Source organism: Streptomyces chilikensis, from assembly GCF_001642695.1.
Lineage (GTDB): Bacteria > Actinomycetota > Actinomycetes > Streptomycetales > Streptomycetaceae > Streptomyces > Streptomyces chilikensis.
In genome coordinates this window covers 234,953-261,705 of sequence record NZ_LWCC02000142.1, presented here as the reverse complement: position 1 = coordinate 261,705, position 26,753 = coordinate 234,953, and the positions used below count along the sequence as shown (strand labels likewise).

At 72.1% G+C, this 26,753-nt stretch carries 22 protein-coding genes and 3 pseudogenes; 10 read left to right on the top strand and 15 right to left on the bottom strand.

Annotated elements, in window-relative coordinates; translation table 11 throughout:
- Nucleotides 1-310: 310 nt before the first annotated feature.
- Nucleotides 311-952, bottom strand: coding sequence for a gamma carbonic anhydrase family protein (locus A2U95_RS28775; protein WP_166028331.1), 642 nt, complete (start codon nt 950-952; stop codon nt 311-313).
- An 80-nt stretch (nt 953-1,032) separates the two neighbouring features.
- Nucleotides 1,033-1,722, bottom strand: a complete 690-nt coding sequence (locus tag A2U95_RS28770; RefSeq protein ID WP_166028329.1) for a cysteine hydrolase family protein — start codon at nt 1,720-1,722, stop codon at nt 1,033-1,035.
- 63 nt (nt 1,723-1,785) lie between these two features.
- On the opposite strand from A2U95_RS28770, the gene A2U95_RS28765 reads away from it, so the two are divergent.
- Complete coding sequence (locus A2U95_RS28765; RefSeq protein ID WP_166028327.1) at nt 1,786-2,298, top strand: PadR family transcriptional regulator; 513 nt, start codon at nt 1,786-1,788, stop codon at nt 2,296-2,298.
- A gap of 326 nt (nt 2,299-2,624) precedes the next feature.
- Nucleotides 2,625-2,870, top strand: coding sequence for a DUF5133 domain-containing protein (locus A2U95_RS28760; RefSeq protein ID WP_166028325.1), 246 nt, complete (start codon nt 2,625-2,627; stop codon nt 2,868-2,870).
- Between the two features lie 423 nt (nt 2,871-3,293).
- Here the strand turns inward: A2U95_RS28760 and A2U95_RS28755 are convergent, their stop codons facing one another.
- The 3 genes from A2U95_RS28755 to A2U95_RS28745 form a co-directional block, all read right to left on the bottom strand.
- Nucleotides 3,294-3,500: a hypothetical protein gene (locus A2U95_RS28755; protein WP_166028323.1), complete on the bottom strand. Its 207-nt coding sequence runs from the start codon at nt 3,498-3,500 to the stop codon at nt 3,294-3,296.
- A 175-nt stretch (nt 3,501-3,675) separates the two neighbouring features.
- Nucleotides 3,676-5,718 (bottom strand): M36 family metallopeptidase, encoded by a 2,043-nt coding sequence (locus A2U95_RS28750; protein ID WP_166028321.1) that lies wholly within the window; start codon nt 5,716-5,718, stop codon nt 3,676-3,678.
- A gap of 70 nt (nt 5,719-5,788) precedes the next feature.
- Nucleotides 5,789-7,801, bottom strand: a complete 2,013-nt coding sequence (locus A2U95_RS28745) for a M20/M25/M40 family metallo-hydrolase (RefSeq protein WP_166028319.1) — start codon at nt 7,799-7,801, stop codon at nt 5,789-5,791.
- Nucleotides 7,802-8,204: 403 nt separating this feature from the next.
- Here A2U95_RS28745 and A2U95_RS28740 point away from each other — a divergent pair, with 403 nt between their 5' ends.
- Nucleotides 8,205-9,050, top strand: a complete 846-nt coding sequence (locus tag A2U95_RS28740; RefSeq protein WP_166028317.1) for a hypothetical protein — start codon at nt 8,205-8,207, stop codon at nt 9,048-9,050.
- 46 nt (nt 9,051-9,096) lie between these two features.
- Here A2U95_RS28740 and A2U95_RS28735 read toward each other — a convergent pair whose 3' ends face one another.
- The 4 genes from A2U95_RS28735 to A2U95_RS28720 all read right to left on the bottom strand — a co-directional run bounded on the left by A2U95_RS28735 (nt 9,097) and on the right by A2U95_RS28720 (nt 15,265).
- Nucleotides 9,097-9,675: a chloramphenicol phosphotransferase CPT family protein gene (locus A2U95_RS28735; protein WP_166028315.1), complete on the bottom strand. Its 579-nt coding sequence runs from the start codon at nt 9,673-9,675 to the stop codon at nt 9,097-9,099.
- A gap of 81 nt (nt 9,676-9,756) precedes the next feature.
- The gene (locus A2U95_RS28730) at nt 9,757-10,410 is read right to left on the bottom strand and encodes a hypothetical protein (protein ID WP_240958307.1); all 654 of its coding nucleotides are present in this window, start codon (nt 10,408-10,410) and stop codon (nt 9,757-9,759) included.
- Nucleotides 10,411-10,707: 297 nt separating this feature from the next.
- Complete coding sequence (locus A2U95_RS28725) at nt 10,708-14,481, bottom strand: hypothetical protein (RefSeq protein WP_166028313.1); 3,774 nt, start codon at nt 14,479-14,481, stop codon at nt 10,708-10,710.
- Nucleotides 14,482-14,902: 421 nt separating this feature from the next.
- Entirely contained in the window at nt 14,903-15,265 is a 363-nt protein-coding gene (locus tag A2U95_RS28720; protein ID WP_166028311.1) for a hypothetical protein, read from the bottom strand.
- A 45-nt stretch (nt 15,266-15,310) separates the two neighbouring features.
- Here A2U95_RS28720 and A2U95_RS28715 point away from each other — a divergent pair, with 45 nt between their 5' ends.
- Together A2U95_RS28715 and A2U95_RS28710 are read left to right on the top strand one after the other, a co-directional pair.
- The gene (locus A2U95_RS28715; RefSeq protein WP_206283099.1) at nt 15,311-15,664 is read left to right on the top strand and encodes a VOC family protein; all 354 of its coding nucleotides are present in this window, start codon (nt 15,311-15,313) and stop codon (nt 15,662-15,664) included.
- 271 nt (nt 15,665-15,935) lie between these two features.
- Nucleotides 15,936-16,472: a GNAT family N-acetyltransferase gene (locus tag A2U95_RS28710; RefSeq protein WP_166028308.1), complete on the top strand. Its 537-nt coding sequence runs from the start codon at nt 15,936-15,938 to the stop codon at nt 16,470-16,472.
- Between the two features lie 414 nt (nt 16,473-16,886).
- Here A2U95_RS28710 and A2U95_RS28705 read toward each other — a convergent pair whose 3' ends face one another.
- Together A2U95_RS28705 and A2U95_RS28700 are read right to left on the bottom strand one after the other, a co-directional pair.
- On the bottom strand, nt 16,887-17,408 hold the full coding sequence (locus A2U95_RS28705) for a hypothetical protein (protein ID WP_166028306.1): 522 nt from the start codon (nt 17,406-17,408) through the stop codon (nt 16,887-16,889).
- A gap of 50 nt (nt 17,409-17,458) precedes the next feature.
- Nucleotides 17,459-18,799, bottom strand: a complete 1,341-nt coding sequence (locus tag A2U95_RS28700; RefSeq protein ID WP_166028304.1) for a tetratricopeptide repeat protein — start codon at nt 18,797-18,799, stop codon at nt 17,459-17,461.
- A gap of 677 nt (nt 18,800-19,476) precedes the next feature.
- On the opposite strand from A2U95_RS28700, the gene A2U95_RS28695 reads away from it, so the two are divergent.
- A complete protein-coding gene (locus A2U95_RS28695; RefSeq protein ID WP_206283098.1) occupies nt 19,477-19,854 on the top strand; it encodes an ASCH domain-containing protein in 378 nt (125 codons plus the stop codon).
- 210 nt (nt 19,855-20,064) lie between these two features.
- Here A2U95_RS28695 and A2U95_RS28690 read toward each other — a convergent pair.
- Nucleotides 20,065-20,421, bottom strand: a pseudogene (locus A2U95_RS28690) (transposase family protein); the annotation flags it as partial.
- Nucleotides 20,422-21,247: 826 nt separating this feature from the next.
- Here A2U95_RS28690 and A2U95_RS28685 point away from each other — a divergent pair.
- From A2U95_RS28685 to A2U95_RS28675, 3 genes and pseudogenes are all read left to right on the top strand, one after another.
- On the top strand, nt 21,248-22,696 hold the full coding sequence (locus A2U95_RS28685; protein WP_166028300.1) for an FG-GAP-like repeat-containing protein: 1,449 nt from the start codon (nt 21,248-21,250) through the stop codon (nt 22,694-22,696).
- A 195-nt stretch (nt 22,697-22,891) separates the two neighbouring features.
- A pseudogene (locus tag A2U95_RS28680) lies at nt 22,892-23,463 on the top strand (helix-turn-helix domain-containing protein).
- Between the two features lie 103 nt (nt 23,464-23,566).
- Nucleotides 23,567-24,331, top strand: a complete 765-nt coding sequence (locus A2U95_RS28675) for a GNAT family N-acetyltransferase (protein WP_166028298.1) — start codon at nt 23,567-23,569, stop codon at nt 24,329-24,331.
- Nucleotides 24,332-24,380: 49 nt separating this feature from the next.
- Here A2U95_RS28675 and A2U95_RS28670 read toward each other — a convergent pair whose 3' ends face one another.
- Both A2U95_RS28670 and A2U95_RS28665 read right to left on the bottom strand, forming a co-directional pair.
- Entirely contained in the window at nt 24,381-24,593 is a 213-nt protein-coding gene (locus tag A2U95_RS28670) for a hypothetical protein (protein WP_166028296.1), read from the bottom strand.
- Nucleotides 24,594-24,910: 317 nt separating this feature from the next.
- Nucleotides 24,911-25,210: a hypothetical protein gene (locus A2U95_RS28665; protein WP_166028294.1), complete on the bottom strand. Its 300-nt coding sequence runs from the start codon at nt 25,208-25,210 to the stop codon at nt 24,911-24,913.
- Nucleotides 25,211-25,570: 360 nt separating this feature from the next.
- Here A2U95_RS28665 and A2U95_RS28660 point away from each other — a divergent pair, with 360 nt between their 5' ends.
- On the top strand, nt 25,571-25,885 hold the full coding sequence (locus A2U95_RS28660) for a hypothetical protein (protein ID WP_166028292.1): 315 nt from the start codon (nt 25,571-25,573) through the stop codon (nt 25,883-25,885).
- Nucleotides 25,886-25,936: 51 nt separating this feature from the next.
- Here A2U95_RS28660 and A2U95_RS28655 read toward each other — a convergent pair.
- Nucleotides 25,937-26,671 (bottom strand): annotated as a pseudogene (locus tag A2U95_RS28655) (transposase family protein).
- Nucleotides 26,672-26,753: the final 82 nt, after the last annotated feature.

The following is a 26,753-nucleotide window of genomic DNA, read 5'->3' as shown; positions in this document are numbered from 1 at the left end:
TCGGCTCGTCCGCCCGTCAGGGCGAACACCGCGGGCAGCAGCGGCCGTCGGCCGCGAGGTGGATCTTGGTGACCGGTCCGCCGCGGGAACAGCCGGTGGCATGGCCGGCCAACCCGCCGCCGGGGCTCCTCTGTGCGGGCCCCGGCGGCGGATCGGCGGACACGGACGATCGTCGGTCACCTCACGGTGATCCCGTCACCGGCCACTCCGTTTCGGGGTCCGGTCCGCAAACAACGGAGCGATCCGCGTCCGCCGCGCGTCGGCCCACGGCACCACCGGACCGACGATCGAATGATGCGAGCGAGACGGCCTACCCGCGATCCAGCACCTCATCGTCCGCGTGCGCGCCGAACTCGGCGACGCGCACCTCCGCGATGCGCTCGTACCGGCTGATCCGGTCGGTCCACTCCGCATCGACGCCGAACGCCACCTGGGCGAAGCCCACCCGGCCGACGGCCTCGGGCAAGCCCGGATCGCCAGGGGCCAGCAGCCGCACCGGCGCGTCGAGCGCCACGGTGTGCGGCGGCACGAAGTACTCGTCCGGCACGACGGTGCGCGCATGGACGAGCGCGCCGACAGCGACCACCGAGCCGGCCCCCAACCGCGCGCCCTGCAGGACCGTCGCCGTGGTCGCCACGTAGACGCACCTGCCGGTCTCGCAGCCCAGCAGCGTGGCGTGCGGCCCCACGAAGACGTGGTCGCCGACGAGCACCGGCTGATCGCCGGCGACCGCGGACCCGCGCAGCACCGCGTTCTCGCAGATCACCGAGGCCTCCCCGACCTCGATCCGGGACCCCTCGGCATCGAGCACCGCACCGTACATCACTCGCGCCCTCGGCCCCACGCGGACGTCACCGACCAGCGTGGCCGTCGGGGCGACGTAGGCGGTGGGATGGACCTGCGGTTCGTGCCCGCGGTGCCGGATGCGGATTCCCTGCGTGTCAGCGTTCATGAACGGATTCTGGCTCCGCCGGCCGCGAGCGCGCTGGCGGTTTTCGGACGCCGCGTTCGTCCGTGCCCGCGCCGTCCGCGTCAGGCGACGGACGCCCTGTTCCCGCCCTCCGGTGCCGGGACGGGGGTGACCAGCCGGTCCGTGATCTCCTCGGCGGTCAGCACGAGCGCGAAGCCCTTCCGCAGGACGGCGAGTTCCGGTTCCTGGCGGGACTCGTCGTCGGTGGCCGTGGTGTCGCTTCCGAAGACGACCTTGTAGCCGCGTTCGTACGCCTGCCGGGCCGTGGTGCCGCAGCAGTAGTTGGTGAGGGTGCCCGTGACGATGACCGTGTCGCGGCCGAGGTTGCGCAGCACCGTGTCGAGCGGGGTGTCGTAGAACGCGCCGTAGGAGGGCTTGCGGATCAGGACCTCGTCGGGGCGACGGCCCATCGGAGCCCACACCTCGGCGGGGCCCGGCCGGCGCCAGTCGGTGTCGGCGTGGGGGAGGAAGGGCAGGGCGTGCGGCCGGTCCAGCCCGAGATGGGTGTCGTCGAAGATGGTCCAGATCACCGGGACCGAGGCGGCTCGGCAGTCCTCGACCAGTCGCCTCAGCCGGGGAGCCATCCGGGTGGCCGCGGGCACCCAGTAGGGGCTCCACCCGGGGCGGACGAATTCGTCCTGCATGTCGATGACCAGCAGCGCCGTGCGCTCGGGCCGTACGTCGAACGAAGCCCGGCCGTGCTCGTAGGCCTCCCGCGCCCGCGCGGTCACCCATTCCTCGGTGTACGTCATTGCCGCCCCCTCATCCCTTGCATCGATTCGAGGTACCTCGTTTCGATGTGCGAGAGTAGCAGCATGCTGGAACTTGCGATCCTGGGTTTCCTGGCCGAGGGGCCACTGCACGGATACCAACTACGGCGCCGGATAGCGCACTTGTCCGGCCATGCCCGCCCGGTCAGCGACGGCAGCCTCTATCCGGCGATCAACCGCCTGGTCCAGGCGGGATTGCTCGACCGCAGAACCGAGCCGGGCGCCTCGGCCGTCCAGCGGCACACCCTGAGCCTGACCGCCGCCGGCCGCACCGAGCTGCTGCGCCGGCTGCGGGACGCCGACGGCCTGGACATCAGCGACAGCACCCGGTACTTCACGGTCCTGGCCTTCCTCTCCCAGCTTCCCGACCTCGCCGACCAGCACGCGGTACTGCGCCGACGACTGGACTTCCTGGAACAGCCCGCGAGCTTCTTCCACGACGGCGACCGCCTCCTGGGCGCCGAGGACACCGACGACCCCTACCGCCGCGGCATGCTCACCATCGCCCGCGCCACCAGCCGCGCGGAACGGTCGTGGCTGCGGGAACTGCTGACCTGACGTCGGCACGGCGGTCCCTCGCCGCCCAGGTGCCCCCTTCCGCACGGAAGACCAAGAGATTCCCGACGAAGGCGCTGGACGCGTCGGTGGGTGATGAGGCAAGAGCCAAGGCCGAGGAAGGCTTCGCCGAAGCCGTCGTCGCTCTCCACCAAGCAGGCGGGGGCCGACCTGACGGGCAGCACGCTCGGTGGCATGAACCCTCCGATGCGGGGCAACTGGAGCTTGCTTGAGTCATGGCGGTACGCCGTGGCGTCAGAGTCTGGACGCAGCCGGTTCCGCGCGGCCGGTCGGCTGCCCCGCGAGACAGCCTGAGGAAAGGGAACGCCTTGATCATTCCGGCGGAGAAGGAACTGCGAGCCGTTCTGGCCCGGTTCGCCCAGGCACGCATCGAACACGACGTGCACCCCACCGGCCGCACCAGCAGGGATCTTGAGGACACCACGTACACGCTGTGCGTGATGACCGGAGCCCGCACCGCCGAGGAGGCCCTGCGCGCGGCCGACGCGCTGCTGGAGCAGTACAGCACGAACCGTGTGAGCGCCTCCCGAAAGGACGAGACGCTGGCCGCGTGACTCCGTGCCCCGGCGCGGGCGCCCACCACCCCCGGCGTCCGCTCCTTGCGCGGGCCTCTCCGCCGCTGCGCGCCGCAACGGCCCCACCGCTTGGCTGCGCCGTCCCCTACGGCCTCCGGTGCCCCGGGGCCCGTCCGCCGTCGCCCACCGCAACCACGCCGCCCGCCACGCGAGGCACTGACCCGTCCGCCTGTCATGCCGCGCACTCGCCGCCCGTTGCCCCCGCACGCGCGGCGGGCCGCTCGCGTGTCGGACGGAGTCACGAGCGGCCCCGCGTGTTCGGCCATCGTGCCGCCGGCGTGACGGCCGTGCGCGGACATCCTCCGGGTTTCCGGGCGAGGACAGCACACCGGATCCGCCGCCTGCGTGGCGGCGGATCCGGTTCCTCGGTCCGCCGGACTTCTTCAGCCCTGCCGGCGGCGGTCAGTCGGTGTTTCCGGGGCGCTCGCTCTTCGGGCCGGCGCCCCGCTCGGTGCGCGCACCGCGGCTCTGCCATTTCGGATCGCTCTGCAGCGTCTCGTTGGCGGCCTCATTGGCGTTCTGGTCACTGACGCCCGACCGCTCCGCGTCCTTGCGCAGCCGCGCTCGGCGGACGTCGTACTTCTTGCTTCCCGGCTCGGGCACAACCATCACCTCCTGTACCGGACGAGTTCCATCCGCGCCCTCGGGCAAACGGTCTCCTGCGGGGTTCCGGCGGCCTGGCTGCTCGTTCTCACGCGTAGGCCAGGTCCCGCGTCGAGCACGTCCTCTCAACGGGGCCGCGGGTGACACCACCCGTCACCGACGGGCGGTGTCACGGCACTCCTCAGTCCACGTGTCCCTCCGGCGGCATCGCGCTGCCCGCCCGGCAGCCGTGGAAGGAGGCGTTCGGGCAGAAGGCGTCGAAGCCCATGCCGAAGCGGGCGAAGGCCTCCCAGGCGGCGGGGCGGACGGCGGCGTACTCGCCCTCGTCGATCTCCGCGGTCCCGTTCCCGTTCTCCTCGAGGTCCCGCAGGGCGCGCAGGACCGCGTCGCGGGCGGTGAGCAGCGACGGGTTCTTCGGGGTGAGCTTCATCCCGTCGACGACGGCCATCCAGGCGATCTGGTGGGCCCGCTGCTTGTCGCCGAGCGCGGCGCTGCTCCGGCAGACCATGTCCATGAGGGCGGCGCACCAGATCTCGCCCACGTTGTGGATCCTCGTGTAGTCGAGGCCGCCGAGCTGGCCCGGGCCCTTGCCGATGTCGCCGAAGCCGCCCGGGTACTGCGCGTCGTAGGGCCGCTGGCGGATGCCTCCGGGGTCGGCGACGACCCAGTCGCCGACGACGGTGCGGTCCTCGCCGCGGACGCTGTTGCGGGTGGTGAGGGCGAAGAAGTCGGACCAGCCCTCGCCCATCGACCGGGACTGGAGTTCCTTCAGCCCCTGGGCGTCGAGGAGGCCGCCGACGAGGCGGTTGCTCACGCCGTGGGTGAACTCGTGGAAGACGACGTCACCGTCGTTGGCGGTGTGCCTGCCGGTGTGGCGGACCAGGCCCATGTTCATGACCGCGGCCCCGCCGTCGGGCGGAGTGGTCATGTTGGCCGTGCCGGGGACCTGCCGGGGGTGGGCGAAGGCCCGTACCGGGTCGGCTCCCCTGCCCTCCCCGGAGGCGTTGGTGACCTGGAAGTTGCCGTGCTTCTCGTCGAAGCCAAGCATCTGGAAGAAGTCGTGCATGTAGTTGCAGAAGAAGAAGATGTTGGTGACGAACTGCTCGGGACTGTCGGGCAGCGGCTCGAACACCGCGTCGCCCGCCGCGTCGACCTCGATCTCGACCTGCAGCTCGCTGTCGCCGTCGACGGCGGTCACGTTGTTGCCCACGGTGGCCACGTGTCCGTCGTGCCGCTCCACCCACGGGTTGGGGAAGCCGGCCAGCGCCTTCCTCGGCCGGACCGGGTAGTCGTCCACCGGCAGCGGGAAGGGCACCTTGTCGAACGTGCTCTCGGCCGGATTGCGGCGGAACACCTTCCCCGCGACGGCGTGGTCGGTCAGGTCCTGGAAGTGGAGGATCTGCGGCGCGGTCTTGTCGGCGGTCTTCCCGTCGGCCTCCACCAGTGCGCCGTACTGCACGGCCATGTTGTTCCGCGACAGGGTGAACGACCACGTCAGCCGGACGTCGTCGCCCATGTAGAGGTAGACCAGGCGGCACGGGATCTCCTCGTCGAAGGGCCCCTTCGCGAAGGTCATCGGCTGGTCGTTGCGCGGCTGGAACGTCAGCCGGGGGAGGGCGTCCGGGACCTCCAGGGCGGGCAGTTCGTCGGAGCCGAACGGCGTCTCCAGCGTCACCGGCTCGGCCGCCTTCGCGACGGCCGCGGTCAGAGCCGCCTCCGCGGTCACCTCGGGGGCGGCGGACACGTGGGCGGGCAGGCTCGCCGTGTCGCCGACCACCCGGTCGACCGTGCCGTCCTCCCTCAGCCACACCTTGGGGGCCATGCCCCACACCTCGATGCCGCTGAGGGTCTGCTGCAGGCTGACCACCCGCATGCCGCCGTGGGTGACCGGCACGTTCGGGTCGGCGTCGAACTCGGCGGGCTCGTCGCTCGCGAAGCCGAGGGCCTCGGTGACCGAGGACAGGTACTCCTTGGCGCGCGCGACGTAGTCGCCGTCGGTGATCCCGCCGTCGGCGCGTTCCAGGCCGGGCGGCAGGCCGGGGGCGCCGCTCACCCTCAGCTCGGTCAGGTGCCCGGTGAATCGGTTCACCTTCCGGTCGTCGGCCTCCAGGGTGTGGTTGAGCGACTCCGCGATGCGGCCGGTCTCCCGCAGGAAGGCCCCGGCGTCGTCGATCTCGGTCAGCCGGTCGTAGGCGAGGTCCCGCTTGTCGATGAGCTGTGTCATGGTGGTTCGTCCTCCTGCCGCGGGCACCCGGCAGGGGTGTCCGCCGGAGTCGGTCGGTGCGCGGCACGCGTCAGACACCCGCGAGCGTCAGGGCGGTCGCGGTCACGGCCCGGGCGACCGTGGTCGCGAAGTCGGGGTCGTGATCGACGTCGGTGACGGTGTCGCCGGTCGTGTGGTACTGCCGGGTGCCCGTGCCCTCGGCTCCGCCCGGGGTGGCGAACAGGTCCTCGGAGACGGCGACGGCCGCGTAGCCCCGCTCGTGGAAGCTGGCGTGGTCGCTGCGCCCCATCGCCGGGTCGGCGTCACCGGTCAGCTGCTGGACCTTCGGTCCGAGGCCTCCGGGATCCTCGGCGGCGAGCGCGAGCAGGGCCTGTCCCACCCGGTCGCCCAGCAGGTCGGATGCCTCCTCCACCGGTCCCGGCACGGCGGAGCCGGCGTGCACCTCCACGACGGGCTTCGTCCCGGGCTGGTGTCCGGCGATCATGTCCATCTGGAGGACGCCGGCGATCGGGTCCGAGGCCGCCGCCGCGGCGCGGGCGTAGAACTTGCTGCCGACCAGGCCCTGTTCCTCGGCGTTGAACAGCACGAAGCGGATGCTCCGGGCCGGCTCCCTGCCGCCGGCGGTCAGGTCGCGCAGGCACGCGGCGGCGGCCAGGACGGCCGCGGTGCCGCTGGCGTCGTCGTCGGCGCCCGGCGCGGGGTCCTGGGCCGGGTCGTAGGGGCGCGGCAGGCCGTGCTCGTCGACGAAGTCCTCGCTGGTCGCGGTGGAGTCCATGTGCGCGGTGACCAGCACGGTGGCGTCGGAGCCGTCGACGGTGTGCTCGGCCTCCACGTTGAACAGGTGGTGACCGCGCCAGGGGAACGGGTGGAGCCGCACCGTCAGCCCGAGGTTCTGCAGGCGGTTGGCCAGCACCCGCACCACCAGCGTGTTGTCGTGGGTGGCGGCGTGCCGGCTGCGGACCGTCAGCGGGTCGCCCTCCACCAGCGGTTCGCGGCCGGAGAAGCGGGCGGTGTGCTCCCGCAGCACCTCCGGGGTCACGGCGGCGCGGACCGCCGCGAGGGCCTCGGCGGAGGGGAGGCCGTCTCCGGCCTCCCCGGCGGACTCCCGCCCGGGAGGGGGCCGCAGACCGGCCGGGGAGGCGAAGCCGGCCGCGAAGCGGGTGCCGGGGCGGGACAGCAGCGCCGGGTCCGGAAGCAGCCGCTCGGTGTGGCCGGGCCTGGCTCCCGGCGGGTGGAAGTCCTCCACCGGCACGTCGGCCGGCACGGCCACGTAGACCCCGCCCGGGGCGGGTCCCAGCGGCACGGGCGGCCGGCCGGCGCCCGGTGCTCCCTCCTCCCCCCGCATCCACCCGGCGACGAATCCGAAGGCCGCCGTGGCACGCGCCGATGCCGTCGCGCCGTCCGACGACGCACCGGCCGCGGCTTCCGTGGACGGCGACGGCCGGTCGTCGCGGACCAGGAAGGCCGTCGTCTCCTCCACCGCTCCGCGCAGGTCCGGCAGGAACCCGGCCGCGGCGAGCGCTTCCGCACCGCGCGTGGTCGTCATCGCCAGCACCAGCCGCTCGGAGGCGACGTGCACCGGCACCACCTCGGTCTCGTTCGCCACCGCCTCCAGCTCGGGCAGGCCCGTACCGTCCGGCAGCGTGATCCGGGCCCAGAGGACCGGACGGTCCTCCACGGCGGCGCGGGTGAACACGGGGTGGGGCGCCGTCCGCATCCCCGCCTCCCGTGCGAACGCCCGCTCGCGGGCGTCCTCGCCCACGAAGACGGAGGCGTCCTCCTCCCCTGCCGCGACGGCCGAGGCGGCCGCCGTGTCGAAGAGGGTCCGGCTCGTCTTCGGGCCCCAGTGGATGAGGCGGTCGTCGCGGAACTGGGCGACGAAGGCCTGGTGCAGAGCGGTTTCCGCCCGTTCGGCCGCACCGAGACTGGGGCCCGGGTCCGAGATGATGCCCTTGCGCCATTCCCTGCCGAAGGTGCCGAGGACGTGTTCGACGCGCGGTCTGGGCCGCAGCATGAGGGAACCGTCGGTCCGGACGTGGGCGTCCGCCAGGGTCGCCCCGATGTCGAAGAAGAGCACAGGCATCCCGGTGCCTCCGCGTGCGTACGGTCTCTGCGGTGCGGGCAGCGATCCGGCGGCGGCCGGAAACAGGCCGCATTTCAGCCGGGTTTTCATTCTACTTCCGCACCTCCTGGCCAACAACTTCCCAGCCGGTCCACCCATTTCGTTGAACGGGAAAAATGTGAAACGGGAACGGAGGGAATCCAGGCCGCGTCGCCCTACGGCTCGGTCGTGACGTGATCCGAAGCCGATCGAAGAGTTCCTGGGACTCGACCTGCCGGAAATGTCGTCAGAATATATATTCCGGAGTTCGCCCGGCAGGCGGCGCGATGATAGCCTGAAACGCTTGACCTCTCTGCTGTGCGGTCGTTCTGCGACGACCGCACGGCACCCTTTCGTCAACCGCAGTGCAACGTTGGGGTGCGTGATGGACAGCGATTTTCGGGAGGGGGAGTTCTCCCACCGCCTCAGGGAGCTCTGGATCAGGTCCGGCGTGCCGGTCGGCGGCCTGCTGGCCTTCGGCCGGAGACCGAGGGTCGGTGGCAAGAACTGGTCCGAGACGGAAGTCCGCTCCTGGTTCGACGGTTCCGCGCTGCCGGTGAAGGACTGGCAGTTCCGGCTCCTGGTCGAATACCTGGAGGAGAGGGCGGAATCCCGGAACGAGGGATACGTCAAGAATTCCGTCGAGTTCTGGCACATGCTGTACCGGAATGCCGTCGAGGAGCGTCACGGGATCCCGCCCAGAAGGCGTTCGGGAAATCCTCCCCGCACCTCCCGGGAGCGCGATACGGAAAGCGCGAACGCCTTCCTGCGGGAGTGGCGATGGGACAGCGAATGGTTCTCCGGCTTGCGGAGGACGGAGAACTTCGGCCGCCTTCCCGGAGGCGTCGCCGCATCCGTCTGGGGAATCCTCCAGCGCCGGGGACACCACCTGCCCGTCACCTACATGAACGGAGAGCTCGATCCTTCCGGGGCGTGCTTCGGCGATGAGGAACTGGAGCGGGCGCACGAGCGGCTGGTCGCCGCGATGAAGCGCTTCGCGGCTCATTCGGACGCCCTGGTCTGGGAAGACCCGGACCGTCCGGAGGTACTCGTCCTGCCCTCCTCCCTCGAAGGGCGGGAGGAGGCCGCCCGGGGCATGCGGACGGCGGTTGACGGGATCATCTCGGCGTACTTCGTCCTGGTGGAACTCATCCGGGACCGTCACCTCGCCGACGACCGCTTCCGCTTCGAGCCGACCGGGTACGGGAGGCTCGCCGCGTTCCCCGCGTGACACTCCGGCAGGCCTCACCACCGGGGACCGCCCGGGCGCCCGTCGCTCACCGGGCGTTTTCGGAGTGGCCACCCGACAGATGACGGCGTTGGAGGCGGGTGAAGGCGGTAGGACTGGAGCGGTACGGTAGGAATTCCTTGATGAGCTGTGCGCACTCGCGCGGGCTCGCCGTGCTGGTGTCGCACTCCACGTCGTAGTCGCCGTGGGCATGCACCAGGTCATATTGGTACGCCGCGAGGCCCGAAGGACGGTCGCCCCGGGCCAGCTCGCGGCGAGTCAGCTCGTCCAGCGAGCAGTGGACGCCGACGAACAGGACGTCCTCGGGCGGCAGAACCCTCAGGCAGTCGAGCAGTCGCCACGGCTCGCTCAGCACGTGATCGACCACAATGTCGTTGCCCACTGCGGCCATGGCCGCAATCGACCGGTGGAAGCCCATCCTGGTCCGCCGCAGCGCGGCGTCCAGTTCCTGCGTCCCGAGCTCCCGCTTGCTGCGCATCGCGTTGAAGCTGTCGACCGCCAGGTGGAAGAAGACGCCATCTTCCAGGATGTCCAGAAGCTCTCGGGCGATGCTCGATTTTCCTGAGCTGGAGGTGCCGTTGAGGAAGATGATCCGTCCAGATGCCATGTCGGCATGCTCACATGGTGTTGCTCCGGCCGGACGGGGTGGGGACGTCTCGTAACTGCCAGGAAGGGGTGGGAGTCGGTCTCAGACCCCGTCGTGGTCTGCCGCGGCGGCCCAGCGGCGGATGTGCGGGTCGGGGTGGGCCCGGGCGGATACCAGTGTGCTTTCAAACAGCTCGTGCAGGTGGGGCGGGTGTGCCGCGCGGGAGGTGGGCAGGCCCAGCAGGAGACGGTGGCGCATCCGCGGATCGGCGGCCTCGGCGAACACCCGCATCGAGGCCTCCCACCACGCGTGCTCGAGGTCCTGTGACTCGTCCAGAGCGGGATCACGGACCCCGCCCGGTCCGTACGCCGGGGACCGGTCCGCGCGCAAGGGCACATGGGCGGCGTACCAGGCCCGCACGGCACCCGCTCGCTCGGCGTCCGTGCCGTTCCGCAGGTGGTCGACCAGTGCCGCCATCACGCGGCGGCGTCCGAACGCGTAGACCGCGGGCTCGACGAACCAGCGGCAGAAGCTGGGATCCGGGTCGTGGACGGCTGCGGCCATCAACGGGACGAACAGCTCCTCGGGCAGACGCGCGCGCTCGAGCAGGGGCTTGCGCACCGCGTGGGCGAGGCGGCGGGCCCGCCGGTCGTCCGGCTCCGCGGTGACGTCTTCGACGCCCAGCAGCCGAGCCACCTCCGCCGCGCAGGTCAGGAATGAACGCGGTTCCGTGTTGCTCCGTGCGTCTTCGGCCACGACGGCATTCTGGACCGGCCATGCCGGCAGACGCAGCACCGGTGGCCACTGCCCCTCGTGCGGAAGGACTCGCCCGGTCTCCTCCCGGGGGTGGGGAACGATCACGGTGTGGCTGGTGCGACCACGGCACCGGAGCCGTCATGACAGCCCCGCTCCCCGGGCTGAGCCGTCACGCCTCCGCGAAACGGGCGACGGGTCCGCGGCGCCAGGGTGCGGATGCGGTCCGCGAAGGGCCGGCCGGAAGGCTCCGGCCGGCCCTTCGCGCGGTCCTGTCCGGATCGGGCGGAACGTCGGCCCCTACCGCACCGACAGGAGTGACGGCACCGGGGCCAGCTGCCGCCGGTCCGGCTCCCGCTCGGTCAGGCGGGCGGCCACCCTGCGCCACGCTGCCGGGTCGCCGCCGAGCCGGTCCCTCACCAGCCGTTCCGTCTCCGTCACGGCGGCCCGCACCTCCACGGGCGCGTCGCGGCGCAGACGCGCCCGGTTGAGGTAGGCGAGGACGACCGCCGCGGGCGCGGCCTCGTGCACCAGGTCCCGGCCGGTCAGCTGCCCGCTCTCCAGCAGGTGGTCGAGGAGCGCGTCCACGGGCTCGCGGTGGTGGGGGCCGAGGCCGCAGCGCACCCGCGCCACCGTCAGCTCCCGGCCCAGCGGCGCCCCGTACCGGGACGGCGCCCGCAGGTGGGCGGCGTGGCGCAGCCGTATGCCGTGCGGCGCGTCGGGGTGACGCACCAGCTCCTCCCATCCGGCAAGGGGTTCGTCGCGGTGGGCGGCCTCCAGGGCGTCCCAGTCCAGGGGGCCGGGCGTCCCGGCGACGATCTCGCGGGCCGCCCATGGGTCGCGGGCCCGGCGCAGCCGCTTCACCAGGCGCTCTCCGGACAGCTCGCGCCGCAGACGGGCCGCGAGGGGCGCCTCGGGGTCGTCCGACGCGAGGGCCTTCTGGCACAGCCGGGTCACGGTCGCGCCGAGGGACCCGCTGCCGGCCAGCGCGGCCAGCCGCCCGGGCCCGCCGTGGCGCAGCAGGCTCAGGCATCCGGCGAGTTGCTGGGCGAGGTTGAGGTGCTTGCCCGAGCGGGCGAACAGCAGCTCCACGAGGTCCGGTTCCGGCGACTCCAGCCACACCGGGCCGCCCGGCGGCCCGGCGAGGGGGTCGGCCCGCAGGTCGGCGGCGAGCCGCGCGGTCGCGGGGCCCGGGCGGGCGACGAGGCGCCGCAGTACGGCCCGGTCGTGGGCGGTGCGCAGCAGCGCCAGGTCCACGTCGGGGTCGGCCAGGTCGAGGAGCCCGCGCACGGCGTCGTCGCTCAGCCACCGGTGCTGTACGGACAGGACCCGCAGCGCCGCGGGGTCGCGCAGCCGCAGGAGGTGGGCGAGCGGGGCGCGCGGGGTGGGTGTGCGGCGCATGAGGTAGGCGGCGAGGAGCCACGGCCCGTCGGGCGCGAGGCGGGGCAGCACCGCGGCGACGGCCTCCTCACGGGCCTCGCACAGCAGCGCGCCGAGGGGCCACTTCCACAGGTGGTCGCCGCGGGCGAGCAGGCCGAGCGCGGTCTCGGGGTCGGCGGGTGCCGAGCCGTCACCGGTGACGCCGCACGGCTCGCGCGGCACGTCGGCCGTGCGGGAGCGCGACCGGTCGAGCAGCACCGGCCAGGAGGCGGTGCCGTCCGCGTCGCGGGCCGCGGCGGCGAGGCCCAGCCACGCGTCGGGGTCGGTTCCCAGCTCCCGGTCGAGGAACGCGGCGACGGACCGGCGCCAGGCCGCGGTGAACGCCAGGTGCTCCCAGCCGTACGGCAGGTCCGTCAGCCGGGCGGCGGGCAGGTGGTGCAGCAGGTCGTCGCCGTCCAGCACGCCGTACAGGTAGGCGCGTTCGGCGACACGGGCCTCGGCGGCCCGGTCGGTGCTCTCCCGCAACCACGACAGCGCCTCCTCGCGCGTGGGCGTCTCGCACGGGTGGACGAGGTCGTCCAGCCCCCGGTCCTCACAGGCCCGCCACAGCCACTCGGGATGCCGCCACGCGGGCGTGTCCCCCTCCCGGGTGGCCGCCAGGTACCGCAGCACGCCCGGGTCGTCCGGGAGCGGCGCGGCCCCGCCGGGCGCGAGCGACACCAGCAGGTCGAGCGCCCCCAGCGCACTGCGCGCCCACTCGCCCACGGGCTCCTCGGGAGGCGCGGCTTCGTCCGCCGGTGCGGGCCCGTCCGGCAGCGCGGACTCCTCCGGCAGCGCGGGCTCTTCCGGCGCCGGCCTCGCGTCCGTCACCGCCGCGGCCACCGTACCGACGGGCGTCGGCTCACCGACGGGGGCGGGCGCCCCGACAGGCGTCACCGCCCCCGCGAGGATCGGCGGCGCGTCCGGGACCGCCCGTGCCGGCGGCTCGGCCGGGTGCCCGGCGCCGGTGGTGGCCGCTGCCCCGTGGATCGCTTCCGCCAGCGTCCCGGGATGGTCCGGCAGGGCGCCGAACAGGGCCTCCCAGGCGTCCGGGCGGGCTCCGAGCGTGTCGTGGCAGAGGGCGAGGAACGCCCTGCGGGCCTCACCGGTCCACAGGCCCTGGGCGGCCAGGGCCCGCAGGGCGCACACCGCGTGCGCGGCCGGCCTGGCGACGGTGACCAGCAGGGACGGGTCGAGGAGCCCGGACCGCACCACGCCGGTGGCCCACTCGCCGGCCGACGCGTCCAGCCGTTCGCCGGCCAGCCGCCGCTCCGGGGGCGTGAGGTTCCCGGCGATGCGTCCGCCCGCGCGCCACGGGGCGTTGAGGAGCGTCAGCCGGAACTCGGCGCGCTCCTCGTCCGTGGCGTCCTCGTGCCGGACCAGTTCCTCGGCGGCCTTCGGCATGAAGGGCGTCCGGCGGTTGGCGGCCGCGAGGGCCCGCACGTCGTGCGCGTACGGCTCGTCGAACAGGTCGCGCAGGGTGCTGGTGCCGCGGCTGGTGCCGAGCAGCCGCGGCAGCGCGGCGGGGTCGTCGTACGGCTCGCCCCCGGCGCGCAGCCGGGCCGCTCCGTCCGGTGCGCGGAGCGCGGCGGCGACGTCGGCCCGCACCTCCTCGTGGACGTACCGCATGACCGCGGCGTCCGCCAGCAGCGCCCGTACGGCCTCGGGGCCCCGGCATTCCCAGACGCGCAGCAGGGCGTACCGCTGGGCCACCTTGCGCACGCCCCACCGCAGGGGGCGTGCGACCAGTGCGGGGTCGCCGCAGCCGAGGAGGGGCGCCGTCAGGCTGCGCGAACCGTCCGTCGCCGGGGACAGCAGCTCGGTGCGGAGCGCGGCGTCGAGGGGGACACGGTCCAGCGCGTGGGTGATGGCGCGGCGCAGGGACGGCGTGCAGCGCGGGTTGCGGTACACGGCGGCGTTGACCGCCGGATCGTCGGCGGCGACGAGGGCCTTCAGGACCCGGGCGTCGACGCGGGGGTGCCGGGCCAGAGCGGTACGCGACCGGGTGTCGCCGTGCGCCACGACGGCGGCCGTCAGCGCGGGCCGGGGCAGGGCGCCACGGGACAGGACGGTCTCGACGGTGCGGTCCGGCAGGGAGGTCAGCGCGGCGGCCGCGTGCTCGGGTGCCGTGTGCTCCAGCAGCAGCGCGAGCGTGTCGGCGACGGACCCGGGCGGCAGCGGCGGCGTGCCCCCGGCCGGTGCGGGCCGGGCCGCGACCAGGTCCGGCAGCGTCTCGCGGGCGGTGCCGAGCGCGTCGTGCAGGCCCCGCCACCGCTCCCGGTCGCCCTTGAGGTGGCGGTCGGCCAGTTCTCGCAGTTCAGCGGCGACTTCGCCTTCCGGGTCCGGCGGCACCCCGTCCAGGAATCCGGCGAACGCGCGCGCGGGCCGCCCTCGCCGCAGCACCTCGGCGGCGAGGGCGTCGTCCCACTCGCCCGCCGCGCGCGCCGCGTCCACCAGCCGCCTCAGGCCGGGCGCCTTCGCCGAACCGAGCGCGGTCCGCACCGCCGCCGCGGCCCGCCCGCACGCCGTCTCCCCGCCGGCCTCGCGGGACGCGGCCTCATCGGCCCCGCCCAACGACTCCAGCAGCTCCAGCAGCTCCAGCAGCGATGCGCGCACCTTCGACACGTCCACGGCAAGACCCCCCTGTCCGTTCATGTGACTCACCGTGGCCCCCATCTCAGCACGCGCCACTGTCAACGCCCCGGCCTCCCCCGACCATGCGCCCCTCACGGGCGGCCCCGGCCCGGCCCTTCCGGCAGGCCCGGTGCGTGTCCATCGGGTCGCCCTCGACGCGATGACGTACGACGTCGGGCTCCGCGCCCCGCGCGGTCGCGCCCGCCTCCACGACCTCCTGCAGGCCGCGTAACCGGACGAACGGCACCGGGACCGGCGCATCCGCGGCCAGCCGTGATCAATCGCGGGACAGCCCTCGGGGCAGCATCGGGATGCTCCTGGTGAAAGGTGCTGGTCATGCCGCAGAGGATGAAGACCGAGCTGTATGCGCCGCCCCGGGGTGACCATCGCGACGGGCCGCCGATGTACAGCCGTAGGAAGCCAACCGGCCGCGGGCGGTCACTCAGCGCTTGCGCGCTCCCGACGGATCGAACGGGTCCGGATCCAGGCGGAGACCCCCGGCGAGGACGGTCTGTCCGCCCGGGACCAGGCGGCCGTCGAACATCCGATCCGTATCAAGCTTCTCGATGATCGCCCCACGCCGCTGTCGGGCTGCTGGATCCACTGGATCGCAGTCCCCACCGGAAATCAGCGGGGAAATCTGGATCTCCTCGGCCTGACCAGGCCGCGACCGGTCACCTTCGCGCTCGCCGACGACGTCGTGGACGCAGACAGCCACGACGGCCCGGCAGATGATCCCGAGTGCTTCGCCCGAGTGTTCGTCAGTCCCGAGCTCGACGGCTGGCCGGCGGTCGCCGGCAGTCAACCCCCCAGCCCTGGCAGCAGGCCGACCCTGTTTATGCTCACGCCCATGGCGCTCGAATGGGAACAGATCATCGTCGACTCCGCCGACCCCGTCGCTCTCGGGCGTTGGTGGGCCGAGGCTCTCGGCTGGGTGGTGGTCGACGAATCCGAGGAGATCATCGAGATCCGGCCCGAGCCGGACCGGATGCCGGGGCTGCTCTTCGTGCCTGTCCCCGAGGGCAAGACGTCGAAGAACCGGCTCCACCCCGACTTCCGCCCCGACGACCAGGAGGCCGAGGTCGCCCGGCTGCTCTCCCTCGGTGCCCGGCGCGCCGACACCGTGCGGGACGAGCAGCACTGGGTGACCCTCCTCGACCCGGAGGGCAACGAATTCTGCGTCCTGGGTGAGCGGAAGCGCTGAGCGGGGCCGGGCAGCCGTTCGGGCGGAGGCACCGGACGGTTTCGCCCGCCCCCAGCTGCCCCAGCCGCTGTTCGCCAACCCGGCTGCACCACACAGCAGGACGCCATCTCGTTGACGCCGCCACCGAGACCGGCACTGACTCCTACCGCCTCGCCGGCACCCGAGCCCGAGCCGAAGAACCCTCCACCTCCAAAGCCGGCTGACCTGTGCTCGTCCCCCTGATGGCCAGCGCTGCCCACCCGCTTGCCGGCCGTGCGGCACACTCCACTGCATGGTGGACTTGCACATCATCACGTCAGATGACTGGCCGTTGTGGCGGGATATCCGCGTTGCCGCCCTGACGGATGCGCCGCACGCGTTCAAAGCCCGCCTCGCCGACTGGCACGGGGGCGGCCAGGAACAGTGGCGCGCCCGTCTGGCCATCCCCGGGTCCTACAACGTCGTCGCGCTGCGGGAAAGCCGACCTGTCGGCATGGTCAGAGGCATCCCCGGGGACAGCGGGACGAGCGAACTCAGGTCGCTGTGGGTCAGTCCCGAAGCGCGAGGCGACGGCGTCGGCGACCAGTTGATCGAAGCAGTCACCATGTGGGCCCTGCGATCGGGCTCCACAACACTGAAACTCGCGGTGATCCCAGGAAACGAGTCCGCCACCGCCCTCTACCGACGCCACGGGTTCATCACCACCGAAGAACTCGGGGACCTGCTGTCCGACGGAGTGACCAGGGAGCAGGTGATGGCCAAGAGGCTTCGCCGACCCACCACGCCGTCACCTCTCGTGGACGTCCCCGGACGTGCTGATCACCACTGACGTCGGAACTCACGGACAGGTGCTGCCGCCGCACGCACGGACAAAGCCGGGGCGGATCAGACGTAGCGGTGCACGTTGACGAGCAGGACGTCGGCGGGCCGCCGGCCTCGACGCGGCGACCGCACACTCGAGCAGGTCCGAGGCCGACTACGGACCGCCAAATGGCTCCCGCCCGCGGCCGGGGTGGTGTGCCGGTATGCGTCCGAGTGGACCGCGGCGAAACTGCGCCGGGACCTGGCCGCCGACCAGACGGAACGTGCCCGGCTGCGGGAGCTCGCGGCCGGTTGCGCGACGAGCAGCGTCACCTGGGAGCCGGGGCAACCCGGCAGCGGCCGCTGCCGGGTTCGACCGAGCCACGCATGGCAGGGGGCCGCACACCATCGTCCGGGTCGCCGAGCTCCGCCCATGCCCCGGTCACGGCCCTCCCGCCGTCCGTCGGACCGCCCTCCAGCGCGGAGCCTCGTCATCGGGGACGTCCGGAGAGGCGAAGTGGAAGGGCACCTGAAGGTGGCCGGCCAGCGCCCGGCCGGCCTCGGCGGCGGCAGCGCCCGGAGGAGGGCCGTCAGGCCGGTGGTGGACGGTCGCCAGGTGGCCCTCCCCCTCCGGGGCATCCAGGACCGCGACCAGGACCACGAACCAGTCGTGGACCGCATCGCCGTCCCAGAGCGCCTCCACCGCTGCCACACGGCCCGGGAAGGCCGCGGCGCGGGCCGCCAGTGAGGCGAGGTCCAGCGGATCGGGCGGTGTGCGCCGCACGCGGTCGCCCAGAGCCTCGTACCGTGCGTGGACCACCCGCTCGGCTTCGTGCAGGCCCACCCCCAGCGGGCGCAGCGCCTCCCAGACGGACCTGACCGCCGGCAGCGGGCGGTCGCGCAGCACATCGGCGTCGACCTCCTGGCGGGTCCGTTCCTCCAAGTGGTCCCACCAGCCGCTCACTGGGCCACCAGCCGGGACTGCGGGGTGCGCGTCACAGGTCCGACCGTATGTCAGGGGCCCGATGCCAGACCCGGCACCCGTGATGGTGGAGGGCCGGTGTGCTGAAGGAGGGCCAAGGCTTCCTCTGTACGGCCGAGGTCGATGAGGTAGCCGGCCAGGTCATGGCTGTTACGGCGGTCGTGCCGCTGGAGGACGGTGACGGCTTCCTCGGTGCGTCCGGCACCGGCGAGGAGGCGGGCGATGTGCTCCGCCGCGTACCAGGTGGCGCCTTCAGGGTGGGCCCGGGCCTGTGCGACCGCCTCGTCCACCCCGCCGCAGGCGGCGATCAGGGGCAGCCGCATCCAGAACAGCTCCCACTCCTCGGCGCCCCCGCGCCGGGCGGCGAGCGCGTCGAGATGGGCCAGGCCCTCAGCAGGGCGACCCTGGTCGAGGCACAGCTCGGACAGGGCGTGAAGGATCCAGTCGTCGCCGTTGCGGGCGTCGGCCCGGGCGCGCATCACGGCGATCGCCTCCTCACCCCGGCCGTGCCGGGCCAGGAGCAGCGCGAGCGCGTAGGCCAGGTTCGGGTTCCCGGCTGCGTGACCTCCGGCCTGCTCGTACACCTCGATCGCCCCCTCCACGTCGCCGCGCTCCTCCAGCAGCCGCGCCAGCCGCTGTACGGCGTCCTCACGTCCGTCGGTCGTGGCGTAGGCGCGCAGTTCCTCGATCCGGCTGTGCCGGGCCAGCAGGTCGGCGAGCCGGTCCCGGCCGTTGACGGAGGTGATCCGCCGGCGGCGGAGCAGGGCGACGGCCTCGTCGATGCGCCCCTGGCGCTCGCGGACCGTCGCGAGCAGGCCGATCGCCGTGTCGGCATCGAGACCGCGGCAGCACCACGGGCCGTCGCAGTGGTGGTCGGCCGGGATCCGGGCGGTGAGCAGCGCGGCGGCCTCCTCGTCGCGGCCGGCGATGCCGGCGACGTCGACCATGGCGGTGGCCAGGGCCCGGTCGTCGGCGTACGGCACCAGCAGGGTGAACGCCTCCTCGGCGCGGCCGTGCCGGGCCAGAAGGCGTGTGTGGAACTCCAGCGCCATCGGGTGCCCGGCCTCCATGCGGACCCGGGTGATCTCGATCGCCTCGCCCGCGCGGCCCCAGCCCTCCAGCAGCTCGGCCGCGGCGGTGACGGCCGTCCACCAGCCGGTCGCCAGGTACGGGCCGAGCACCTCCAGCGCCTCGGCCTGCCGGCCCTGCCCGCCCAGCACCCGCGCCCACGCCAGGGCGCAGGACCACTCACCACGGCCGGCCTGCACCTCCACGACGTCGGCGTGGCCCTGCTCGAGCAGCCGCGCAACCAGCTCCGGCGGAATGCAGCCGGACCGCGTCCGGGCGCGGCGGTCAAGATCGGTGGCGTCCACGACCACGCACCATAGTGGGCACGGCTGACGCATCGGCCACGTACCGGCAACTTCACCGCAGTCATGGGCATGACGACGGCTGCCGGCCCGACGCCCCGGTGCGGGCGCGGTGCGCCAGGAGGTGCGTACGGACAAAGGATTCTGGCCTTGGCGCGGTCACCACGGGCTCGAACCGGTACGGGGGCGGACCATGGCCCCGTCCAATGGGTGCCCGCCTGCGGCCGGGAGCTGGGCGGCTCGCGTCGATGTCGGGCGCGTGAGCGACACCGTGCCGAGGGCGGCCGAGGGAGCCATGGTGCTTCGCCGCCCACGCCGCGGGCCCACGGACGCGCACCGGGCCGGTCCACGTACCTCTTCGTCACGATCCGCCCTCGGCTCTCGGCCTCCCCCGGCATCTGGTAGGCCCGACCCGGCATTGCCCGAAGGTCCGGGGCGGCGGATCGCGAGCCGGTACTGCTTGTCGGCCGAGGTCTCCAGGTCCGGTACCTGTCTTCCGGAGAGGACCCCGGTCGTTGGGTGACTGCGGGTCGTCCGTCGCCCCGCGCGGCTCGTCGGCGAGTCGCAGCAGGTGGAGGAGCTGTCCTCCACCAGGCACAGGGTGGGGATGCCCAGGGGCCGTGGAAGATGATGGGGGCACTGGAGGGAGCGGTGGAATCGTGTGGCCACGGGTGAACGGCATGCGGGCGTTGGAGCTCGGCACGGCCGGTGAGGTGCGGGAGCGGCTCAACGCTCTTGTCCTGGCCGGGAGGAAAACCGCCACGACCGGGCTGCTGGCCGAGTACGTGGAGGAGACGGAGGGCCTGGAGTTCGAGGGCGAGCGTCTGGCGCTCCTCGGGAACGACGGTGACTGCGTCGCCACGGTCGAGATCACCGGTGTGGAGCTCGCTTCCTTCGGTGAGGTCGCGTGGGAGCACGCCGCCGCGGAGGGGGAGGGCGACCGGTCGCTGGATGAGTGGCGGGCCGGACACAGGAGCTTCTGGGAAGGCATCGGTACTCCGGTGCAGGAGGACACGCCGCTGGTGTGCCTGCGGTTCCGGCTCGTCGCGTCGGCGTAGCGCGTTGTGGCACCCCAGGTCGCCGGCTCGCCCGGCAGGGCGGCGCGCGCCGGGCGCGGACAACGGCAGCTCCTGGCACCGGGTGCCGGCGCAGCGGTCGGGACGTCGCTCCGGCACGGGCCCAGGAGCGGAGGAACGGCACCCTGGCCCCGGCGGACCTAGGGCTGCACAGGAAGCGTTGGTCGTCGGCGCGGCACTGAGCCTTTTCCATCATCGGTCCGAGCTGGCCAGATGCAGGCAGAGGACCGCTTGGACGAGGCTTGTGATGCGAGTGGTCGAGCAGCGCAGTTTGCAGAGGAGCCGCCATGACTTGAGGGTGGCGACGGCCTGCTCGACGAGAGCCCGGATCTTCGCACGGGACCGGTTGACTGCCTTCTGACCTGTGGAAAGGGTTTTCCAGCGTCCCCGGTACGGGACACGGATCGTGCCCCCGGCGCCTCGGTAGCCCTTGTCGGCCCAGCAGGTGATGCCGGTTGCCGTGAGTGTGCGGATGATGCCGTGCTCGCGGGCGGCCCGGACGTCGTGCACGGCTCCGGGCAGGGCCGGTGAGGTCCACAGCAGCCGGCCCGGCCACCACCGCTCGCACGTCGAACGGGCCGCCTGCGAACGAAGCCAAGTCCGCCCCATCCACGACTTCCCGCCTCATCGCAAACGTCGGATCGCTCCGTCAATCCTCCACAGCACACCCCCACCTTCGAACCCTCGGACACCTGGTCATGACCTGCCTGGCCACCCGCCGGAACCCGGGCGGCGGGGGGCGGGGCGGGCGATCTAGCTGCTCACACGGGGCCAACCATCGTGCACAGGGGCCAATCGGAATACTCAAAGGCCACCTGTCGCGCTCAGTCACACTTCGCAACCCACGGAGCAACATCGGCGTTGTTTGCCAACAAGCACGCTGATTTGCCAACTGTGCTGCGTCGTCTCCGTGCGGGTCTGATGCTGCTTGCCGCGCTGGAGTTTGCCGTGCTCACGCTGAGCGCCGCTGCCCGGCCTTGACCGGAACGCCACGACCGGCCTGGGGTTCCTGGCGAGGGGCCTGCCGTTGTTGCCCGCCGGCCTGGTGTCAGGGATGGACGTGCCGCCGTGGTGTTCCTCGGGCTGGTATCCACGGCCGTCGCTTACACCAGCTGCTTCACCGGCCTGCACCACGCCGGTGCGGTCACCAGAGCTGTGCAGTCCTTGCTGGGTACTCGGGAGGCAGAGCCGTGCAGCCGCGAGTACCCCGCCTGGGGAGCGCCCGCCGGGTGTCACCAGCGGGTGAGGTCGGAATCACCGCCGGCTGTCGTACAACCTTTCGCGACCGACGTGAGTCATCAGCCAAGAACTCCGCCCCAGGTGGTGGTCCTCCACCCGTGGGTGGCTCCTCCTGTCCGTCCTGACCGGAAGACGCATGAACAAGAGAAGACTTGTCCACACTGCCTTGGCGGCCGCGACAGCGACGGCTCTCACCGGTGGTCTCCTTTCCCTCACGGTCCTTCCCGCAGCCGCTGCCACGGCCGAGTTTGCGGACGATTTCAACGGCGACGGGTACCGCGACCTCGTGACCGCCGCTTCCGCCGCCACCGTGGGCGGAGTGCGGTATGCGGGGGCGGTGGTCGTCAGCTACGGCTCGGCCTCCGGCATCAGCGCCTCGCGCTCGAAGGTGATCAGTCAGAACACGAGCGGGATACCCGGCGTCGCCGAGAAGGGCGACCACTTCGGCAGCGCCGTGGCCTCCGGTGACCTGAACAACGACGGATACGCCGACCTCGTGGTCGGAGCTCTCGGAGAGGACGTCGGGGATGACGCCGACGGCGGTACCGCCGTGGTGATCTGGGGAAGCGCCTCGGGCCTCTCCGGTGCGCGGACCGTCGGCGACCCCGACGTGTCCGGGCACGACTCCTTCGGGCAGTCGCTGGCCGTGGGCGATTTCAACGGCGACGCCAAGGCCGACCTCGCCGTCGGCAGCACGGGCAGGGGCGTCTGGGTGCACAGGGGCGGCTTCACCAAGGCGTCCGGCGCCGCCTCGCGGTACAAGCTCACCGTCCCTCTGCGGACCGGTGCCGACTACGGCGCGGTCTCGCTGCACTCGGGCGACGTGAACGGTGACGGCGCCGGTGACCTGCTCGTCGACGGCATGTACAACCCCGATGCCTCGCACGCGTTCCACGCCACGCAGGTGTACCTGGGCTCCGCCACCGGCCTTGCTCTCGACGAGGTGCTGGAGAGCGGCAACCGGTCGGCGATCGGCGACATCAACGGCGACGGTTTCGACGACGTGGTCACCAGCACCTACTGGGGCACCCAGAGAGAGAGCATCGGAGGTTTCGTCACCACCTACCTCGGCGGCAGCGCGGGTATCCGCACCGACACGGCGGAGACCATCCACCAGGACACTCCCGGGGTTCCAGGCGCGGGCGAGAGCAGCGACTACTTCGGCTGGACCCTCTCCCTCGGGGACATCGACGGCGACGGACGTGCCGACGCGGCCGTCTCCGCCTATTACGAGAGCATCGGCGCCGCCACGCTCACCGGCACGGTCCTGGTGTTCCGCGGCACCCCCGTGGGGCTGTCGACCAGTGACGTCAAGTCCTTCCACCAGGACACCGCCGGCGTCCCCGGCGCCAACGAGGACAACGACCACTTCGGCTCCTCCGTTCGGCTGGCCGACCTCAACGGCGATCACCACGCGGACCTCTCCGTCGGGGCCGACGGTGAGAACGGGGCCATGGGAGCCGTGTGGAGCCTGCCCGGTTCCTCCTCCGGTCTGACCACGAAGAACGCTGTCAGCTTCGGTGCCGCCGGGGTGGGCCTCTCCACCACCGGCTACGCCGGCTTCGGCGACGGCATGCTCGGCTGACCACCAGCCGCAGCCGAAGTTGGGCCCGGCCCGGGGACGTACGTCCCCGGGCCGGGCCCAACCGCGTCCTTGCACGTTCTCGTGACCTACCTGGTGGTGCTCGCGAGCGGTCTGATGCGCGTGGCGACCAATCTCCGGCCAGGCTGATGCTCAGAACATCCGTCGCCGGACGGATTCCACCCTGGCATCACCTGCATGGCCTTTCAGTACCTCGTCAGGGTCGGTCGTTCGTACCACCAGCTCGGCGATGCACAGCTGGGCGAGCCCGTCTCCTGGCTCGTCCATGCCCGAAGGCGTGAACGCGGCACACGATGGCCCAAGCTGAGCTGCTTCCACCAGGTCCTGCTGGCGCTGGTGCATCTGCGCAAGAACGAGACGCCACCCCAGCTCGCGGCGGGATTCGGAATCTCCACCGCAATCGCCTGGCGGTACGTCGACGAGACCCTTGAGGCCCTGGCCTCCTGACCGCAGCCCGCGCCCACGGCATCATCCATGCCTGCCTGACCCGGCAGGTCCTCGTGCTCGCCGACCGCGCCTACCAAGGTGCCGGCGCCACCTTCCGCACCCTGTACCACTACCACAGCGAACAACCCGAGCACTGCCAGCAGTTCAACCGCGACCACGCCCGACTCCGAGCACCCGGCGAACGCGCCTTCGCCCAACTCGAAACATGGCGACCGCTGCGGCGAGCCCGCTGTTCCACCCACCACATCGGCACAGCAGTCCAAGCCGTCCACACCCTGCTGACCTGCACACATCCAGGATGAAAACGGTTCACTGCCTGAAATGGCATGCGGTCTTCGTCTGGTCGTGCTGGGATCGATCACCGTGAATGATCATTTCATTGACGGCGCCGACTTGCCGGGCAGGATGGAACGGAACCTGGCGGAACACGCCTGTCACCTGCACCGGAGCATGGCCGGAGCGACCGTCACAGAGGCTGACGACCTCTTGGTCGCGGACAGCGGTTTGGACGACGACACGTTCAACATCGTCGCCGCGGCCCGCTTCACCACCGACGACGTCACGGTCCGCATCACCGAGACCGCCGAAACACTGGCCCTCACCGGCCGTCCCTTCTCCTGGTGGGTGGGGCCCGCCTCGGCACCGGTGGACCTCACCGCCCGCCTGACGGCGGCCGGTCTACCGGTGTCCGAACGCGAGACGGCGATGTGGGCCGAGCTGGACGCCATCCCGCCGCCTCCCGCGATTCCGGGACTGGACGTCCGGAGCGTGACCACACCCGGACGACTCGCCGACTACGCCACGGTCCTCGCCGCGAACTGGGACCCGCCCGCCGAAACCGTCCGACGCTTCTTCGCCCGGGCCGCTCCGCAGGTCCTGGCCGCGACCTGCCCGGCCCGGTACCTGGTGGGCTACGTGGAGAACCGTCCGGTCTGCTCAGCCGAGCTGTTCCACCACGCGGGAGTCATCGGCATCTACAACATCTCCACCCTGGCCGCCCACCGCCGGCGCGGCTACGGCGGCGCCATCACGCTCGCGGCCCTCCATGCGGCCCGCGAGCAAGGCCACCGCATCGCGGTCCTGCAGGCGTCGGCCGAAGGCGAGCCCGTCTACCGCCGCCTGGGATTCCGCGCCTGCGGCCAGTTCGTCGAACATGCCGTCAACCCCTGAACCGTTAGGACTCCGCAGGCTGTCCGGCCGCCATCCCTGAATGGGCCGGTCACCGCCACTCATCGATGGCCGCTACGAGGGCAGTGACCTCGCAGCGGCCATCGAGCTTGTCGTATCTCGTGGCCACAGCCCGGTTCCTCTCGATGCGGTTGACGCCGCACTCCACGGCATGCCGGTCCTTGTGGTCCTCGGCGTCGGCCTCGGGAAGCCGACTGCCTCGGGAGCCGCGCTTCTTGCGGTGGTCGATCCCGAGTTCGGCCACCGCTTCCCCGGCGACGAGGCCCGGGCCACCGACGACAACCCGGGCGGCCCGGATGGCGGAGCTGCCATGGCCACGGCTGGTGGAGTGCGTTCGGCGAGCGCGAGGGCCGCGGCGACCGGCGTCCGCCGGATCAGGACGAAGACGGCCGACGCGGTCGCCCCGGCCAAGTTCTACGGGACCGCTGGCGTCGACCGCGCGCTCGGCACCGCAGCAACCGTCGGCCGGTTCGCAGCGGAGACCTGTTGTCGATCCTGGACCATCAGGGCGAGCACGACCGCAGCGAACCGATCCGTTGCAGCCAGGGCACCTCCGCCCGGTCAGGATTCGGTTCGGCCTGAGTCCCCTGGCTCTTCTTCGACCAGGCCGCAGGCGAAGGGGAAGCCCTGCAAGAACTCCCGCCGCCCGGGGTCCTGCTCGGCCTCGGCCAGGTCCGCGAGCACCTTCAGGAAGCGGTCGCGCTGGTCCTGCGGCAGCCGCGTCAGCACCCAGCCCACGCTCTCCATCATCTTCACGGCGGAGTCGGGGTCGACCTCGTCGTCCTCACAGCTGTCGAGGAACCGAACGACGTCGACGACCAGTCCGGCGAGGACAGGCACCAGCGGGTCCGTGTCAGTCATTCCGGCAACCTATCCGGCCCCCAGGACAGCCACGGCACCGCCTCGGCCGGCAGGGAGATCAACTGTCCGCGAACGGGGAACCCCTATTCTTCCTCGACAACGGACAAGCTGGTGGTCGTCCTGGGCGAATGCGACAGCTTCTCGTAGGATGTCAGGGCTGTCGACGAGCTCGTGCTCAGCGAACTTCGCCACCGCCGCCCCGGTGCTGAGGACCTCTGCGGGGTGCTTCGCTCCGGGCGGAGCCGTAGGCGGATCGTCTTGCCGAGGTCACGGCGATCGGCCTCTTTGCCGCACTCGCGGAGCACTTCCAGGCGATTTAGCCTGGAATCAACGGGCCCCTAGCGAAAAGGGAGCCGTGAGATGCACTTTGTCCTGCTCGCGACCCATGATCCGGAAATCTGTCCGACCGCCAACGCGGCGACGCGCGACCTGATGCTCAAGACCGCCCCCCACATGTTGAACCTCGCCCAGGAGGCAGGCGTCGACATCGTGGCCGGCCCCTTTGTCAATCGTGAGCACATGGTCGTCGTGGTCGTACGGTCCGACAAGGCCGAGAATGTCGACCGCTTCCTGGTGGAGGCTCGTCTCCCCCATTGGAACCGCGTCCACGTGCTGCCGTCGATGACCATGGAAGAAGGTCTCGCCGACATCCAAGCGCACACGCCGATCTTCTGACCCAACCGCTCAGGCATGGGGAGGCGCTTCGGCGCGGGCGCCTCCCCATCGTCACATTCTTGTGGCGATTGCACCAATGAACCTCTTTCGTCCTATGTAGTCGCAGGTCAAGGGCATGCGGACGGCTTGGACAGTGCGGCTGGTGCGCCGGGGTGAGCAGCGGACTCCGCGCAGCGCCCGTCAGGACCTCAACCGGGCGGAGGCAGGTTCACCCGAGGCGCGCAGGCGGGCATGGCCGCGGTTGTACTGCCTGCAGGGCTCGAGGCATGGACGATGCCGTGGGCGCGGGCTGCGGTCAGGTCATGAGTGCGTCCTGGCGTCGCGCGGGAGAAGCCGGAGCGGAGGGGCGGTGAGCTGCACGTTCATCTCGTGCCGGCAGTGTTTCATCGAGTGGTACGGCTCGTCCGCGCCGCCCTGTCGGTGGGAATCAGGATCCCGTCGACGACGACGACGTCGCCTTCGCCCAGGCCCACCAGCGCCTCATGCAGGCCCGGCGCCCAGGCGGCCGGGATTTCGAGCGTCTCGTCCACGTATCGCCACGCCGTCGTCTCGGACACCACGCACCCCTTTTCCCGCCTGGGCGACCGTCGCGCTCATGCGCAGGTGGGCCAGGGCGAGCAGTGCTTGTTCGAAGCAGCTCAGCTTCCGCCCTGGCGAGCAGTCCACACCGTCGGGCAGGGGAAGAGCCACGAGACGTGCTCCACGAGCTCATGGCGCACGTCGGGCGTGGAAGGACACGGAACCGCAGAGCCCCTCGATCGCCGGTGTGACGGGTGAGATCACCACACCGGCGACGAGGGGCTCTGCCACGTCACCACCCGCGCTGATCAGGCCTTTCCGCCCCTGCAGGGCAGGATGAAAGAGATTC

Excerpts from the sequence above, each read along its gene's own strand:
- A2U95_RS28740 (WP_166028317.1), top strand. The coding sequence starts at position 8,205 with ATGGACAGCGATTTTCGGGAGGGGGAGTTCTCCCACCGCCTCAGGGAG.
- A2U95_RS28765 (WP_166028327.1), top strand. The coding sequence starts at position 1,786 with ATGCTGGAACTTGCGATCCTGGGTTTCCTGGCCGAGGGGCCACTGCAC.
- A2U95_RS28725 (WP_166028313.1), bottom strand. The coding sequence starts at position 14,481 with ATGAACGGACAGGGGGGTCTTGCCGTGGACGTGTCGAAGGTGCGCGCA.
- A2U95_RS28745 (WP_166028319.1), bottom strand. The coding sequence starts at position 7,801 with ATGCCTGTGCTCTTCTTCGACATCGGGGCGACCCTGGCGGACGCCCAC.
- A2U95_RS28660 (WP_166028292.1), top strand. The coding sequence starts at position 25,571 with ATGCACTTTGTCCTGCTCGCGACCCATGATCCGGAAATCTGTCCGACC.
- A2U95_RS28755 (WP_166028323.1), bottom strand. The coding sequence starts at position 3,500 with ATGGTTGTGCCCGAGCCGGGAAGCAAGAAGTACGACGTCCGCCGAGCG.
- A2U95_RS28675 (WP_166028298.1), top strand. The coding sequence starts at position 23,567 with ATGGAACGGAACCTGGCGGAACACGCCTGTCACCTGCACCGGAGCATG.
- A2U95_RS28715 (WP_206283099.1), top strand. The coding sequence starts at position 15,311 with ATGGCGCTCGAATGGGAACAGATCATCGTCGACTCCGCCGACCCCGTC.
- A2U95_RS28665 (WP_166028294.1), bottom strand. The coding sequence starts at position 25,210 with ATGACTGACACGGACCCGCTGGTGCCTGTCCTCGCCGGACTGGTCGTC.
- A2U95_RS28770 (WP_166028329.1), bottom strand. The coding sequence starts at position 1,722 with ATGACGTACACCGAGGAATGGGTGACCGCGCGGGCGCGGGAGGCCTAC.
- A2U95_RS28750 (WP_166028321.1), bottom strand. The coding sequence starts at position 5,718 with ATGACACAGCTCATCGACAAGCGGGACCTCGCCTACGACCGGCTGACC.
- A2U95_RS28685 (WP_166028300.1), top strand. The coding sequence starts at position 21,248 with ATGAACAAGAGAAGACTTGTCCACACTGCCTTGGCGGCCGCGACAGCG.
- A2U95_RS28710 (WP_166028308.1), top strand. The coding sequence starts at position 15,936 with ATGGTGGACTTGCACATCATCACGTCAGATGACTGGCCGTTGTGGCGG.
- A2U95_RS28735 (WP_166028315.1), bottom strand. The coding sequence starts at position 9,675 with ATGGCATCTGGACGGATCATCTTCCTCAACGGCACCTCCAGCTCAGGA.
- A2U95_RS28775 (WP_166028331.1), bottom strand. The coding sequence starts at position 952 with ATGAACGCTGACACGCAGGGAATCCGCATCCGGCACCGCGGGCACGAA.
- A2U95_RS28695 (WP_206283098.1), top strand. The coding sequence starts at position 19,477 with ATGCGGGCGTTGGAGCTCGGCACGGCCGGTGAGGTGCGGGAGCGGCTC.